3 protein-coding genes and 2 pseudogenes are annotated in these 2546 nt (G+C 49.4%); 2 read left to right on the forward strand and 3 right to left on the reverse strand.

Translation table 11 applies throughout. The features are described from left to right. Both AAC126_RS22150 and AAC126_RS22155 read left to right on the forward strand, forming a co-directional pair. Positions 1–267 (forward strand): annotated as a pseudogene (locus AAC126_RS22150) (kinase); the annotation flags it as partial. Between the two features lie 615 nt (positions 268–882). Further along, on the forward strand, positions 883–1104 hold the full coding sequence (locus AAC126_RS22155) for a ribbon-helix-helix domain-containing protein (RefSeq protein ID WP_339857625.1): 222 nt from the start codon (positions 883–885) through the stop codon (positions 1102–1104). A 54-nt stretch (positions 1105–1158) separates the two neighbouring features. Here the strand turns inward: AAC126_RS22155 and AAC126_RS22160 are convergent, their stop codons facing one another. The 3 genes and pseudogenes from AAC126_RS22160 to AAC126_RS22170 all read right to left on the reverse strand — a co-directional run. Beyond that, positions 1159–1755: a Fic family protein gene (locus AAC126_RS22160; RefSeq protein WP_339857626.1), complete on the reverse strand. Its 597-nt coding sequence runs from the start codon at positions 1753–1755 to the stop codon at positions 1159–1161. Positions 1756–1788: 33 nt separating this feature from the next. Further along, positions 1789–1995 (reverse strand): hypothetical protein, encoded by a 207-nt coding sequence (locus AAC126_RS22165; RefSeq protein WP_339857628.1) that lies wholly within the window; start codon positions 1993–1995, stop codon positions 1789–1791. 85 nt (positions 1996–2080) lie between these two features. Next, a pseudogene (locus AAC126_RS22170) lies at positions 2081–2546 on the reverse strand (IS1 family transposase); the annotation flags it as partial.

Consider the following 2546-nt stretch of genomic DNA (forward strand, 5'->3'; position numbering starts at 1 on the left):
CCGCTGCTTGCCGAGTCATGGCAGTTGAAGAGACGTTTGTCCGCCCGAATCAGCGATTGCGAGATCGACAGTCTTTACAATTCAGCTATCGAGGCGGGTGCCCTTGCAGGGAAACTCTGCGGGGCCGGCGGTGGCGGTTTTCTCCTGATGATAGTGCCGCCGGATCGCCGGAAAGACTTTCTCGAGGCTATGGGCCGTCGCCGATGCGTTGATTTCGGCATCGATTCCCATGGTTCTACCATCCTTCGGGCCGATGCTACTGCGTAAGTCGTGTGCCGGGCCCTCGCCTGCCGGGCCGTCAACCTGCGGTCCCTCTCGCTCTGGGAACTTTGAAATAAGGTATTCAAATACCTTTGTTTTCTGATTTTCGGCTGTTTTGGGGCTCCCACTACAGGCTGGTTTTTGAAACGGCAGCCCCCTTGATCCTCGTGGCATCCGGGAATCGAGTCTATTGAAGGTAAGTTCCAATATGACTTTATTTGCATCTGATGCACGGATTAGTGGAATGCTCAGTTTGTGGTGAGTGCGAATTTGTAATAAATATGTAATAAATTCGATTTAATAAAATTAATGAATATATATTTTTTATTTTCGGCTTGAACGATGTATTAATATTCAGCTTTTGGAGGGCCGTGAAAGGTTGGTGTGCTGGACATGGATTCTTAAATTGCTATAAAAATCGATGATTAATCCCTTTGTTGAGAACCGTTCTTAATAGTGGAAAGTGGACACAATAACCTTGGTGGTAAACAGATACCGTGTTTGATAAGATTGAGGCATTACGAGTGATATACGACGAGTGTCCCGCCATAAAGGCTGACAGAATTTCAAGGCAGTGGATTCCAGGATCAGGACAAGAGATTTCGAAGCGGAGGGCGCTGAATGGCAACCGTCAGTTTTAGAATTACCGACGAACTGAAGCGTGAACTGGACGAACTGTCGGCCGAAAAAGGTTATCATTTGAGCAAGCTTTTCCGCAGGGCCATAGAGGATCTGCGGGATACGATGCGTCACGGTCCTGACGGCGGTGCGTTTGACCTGTCCCTGAAAGACAGATTGATACTGTCGAATCAGTATCGGATTCTGGGTAGTGTCTCAGTTTGAAATATCGGGGTGAGCCGGCGTGGTATCACGTGAGACCACGGCGAAAGACGGAAGCTATGTGTCAGCCAACTGGGCCTTTAAAAGGTCCTGCAAATAATTCGCCAATTCATTCACATCGAAGTGGCCATCGTTCCATGCGCGGTCCGCTGATTGTAAAGCGGCATAGTACGGATCGCGATTTTCCCTGATCCTCTCCGGTACAATTTTGTTTCCGGGCAGAAGTGCGCCAAACCTCATACAGATTAAGTAGTAACAGGCTGCCCGCGCTGTTCTGCCGTTGCCCTCAACAAACGGGTGGATCCAATTGAGGCGCCACAACGCATAAGCTGGCAATACAGTGGGGTGGTCTATAACGGTCCAATTCTCATGTACGACAGAAAAGAATCGGTCCATCTCATCAGAAACCCGATCAAAATGAGGTGGGATATGAGCACCAACATATATTGGCTCCTCCCGGTAGCGCCCGCCAAATTGAGCGATATTTGCGACCGCAACATGGTTCAATGACCAAAGGGTATATTTATCGAAAGCTTCGATACCCTTTTCTATGCCAATCTCAATGCTATTAGTCAGCAGATCATATTGGCGCAGAAGGTTTTGCTCCTGCACCCTATGAAAAAGTTCATGATTATCTTTGGATCGGACTGACATGAGAAACGGCCCGCACTAGGCGGGCCGAATTACCTACGCTCTAAGCCGTATATTTTCCGATGACCTCCGAACGCTATCCTTCGTTATCTCATCGGAACTCATCGCGTTCCCATAGGCGAAACTGATTCGCTGCTCATGGAGTTCGGCTTCTGTTACTTCTCTTTGTTTTGCTGTTTTAAGAAGTTCAAGAAGTTCACCATCGGCTTCACCAACCCCAAGAAATTGCTTGCGATCCGCCATGTTCTGACCTCCTTTTATGTAGTTGCTTATGTCCTTGGATGACCGGAACGGTCGTCCATAGGAGCAACGTATACCATAATATATGTTAAGAAGTTCGTTTTTTGTAGGCTCCTCTGGGCCGCGGCTTCGGCGCAGCTTTATCAATCAGTTTCACGATATCCGCCATGTCCCAAAGCGTTTCTGAAACACCCGCCGCCATCGCTGGAGACACTTTGAGCGACTTGTGCATCCGCACATAGTTGTACCAGACCGTGTACAATGCAACCATGTGGCAGTGGTTCTCAAACTTTTTGGAATATGCGTTTGTCAGCCGCGTAAACCGGCGCATGTGCATCCGCATCGATAAGTTCTGGCGCTCGACGTGCGAAGTTGAAATCATCGCCTTGTCGGGCCGCCCCGTGACCGGCTCTTTCCGCGCACCGATGCACTCGGCAGGGCTGTAGCGTTTTTCTGACTCCGGCGTTTCCCCGTAAATTTTCACAAGCATCGCATAGTCCACGTCTGCCCCGAATGCTCCCTCAACGGCATTCAGGTAAGCGCGGTGTCCGTCC

This window comes from uncultured Nisaea sp., from assembly GCF_963974195.1.
Taxonomy (GTDB): Bacteria; Pseudomonadota; Alphaproteobacteria; order Thalassobaculales; family Thalassobaculaceae; genus Nisaea.

Excerpts from the sequence above, each read along its gene's own strand:
- AAC126_RS22155 (WP_339857625.1), top strand. The coding sequence starts at position 883 with ATGGCAACCGTCAGTTTTAGAATTACCGACGAACTGAAGCGTGAACTG.
- AAC126_RS22165 (WP_339857628.1), bottom strand. The coding sequence starts at position 1,995 with ATGGCGGATCGCAAGCAATTTCTTGGGGTTGGTGAAGCCGATGGTGAA.
- AAC126_RS22160 (WP_339857626.1), bottom strand. The coding sequence starts at position 1,755 with ATGTCAGTCCGATCCAAAGATAATCATGAACTTTTTCATAGGGTGCAG.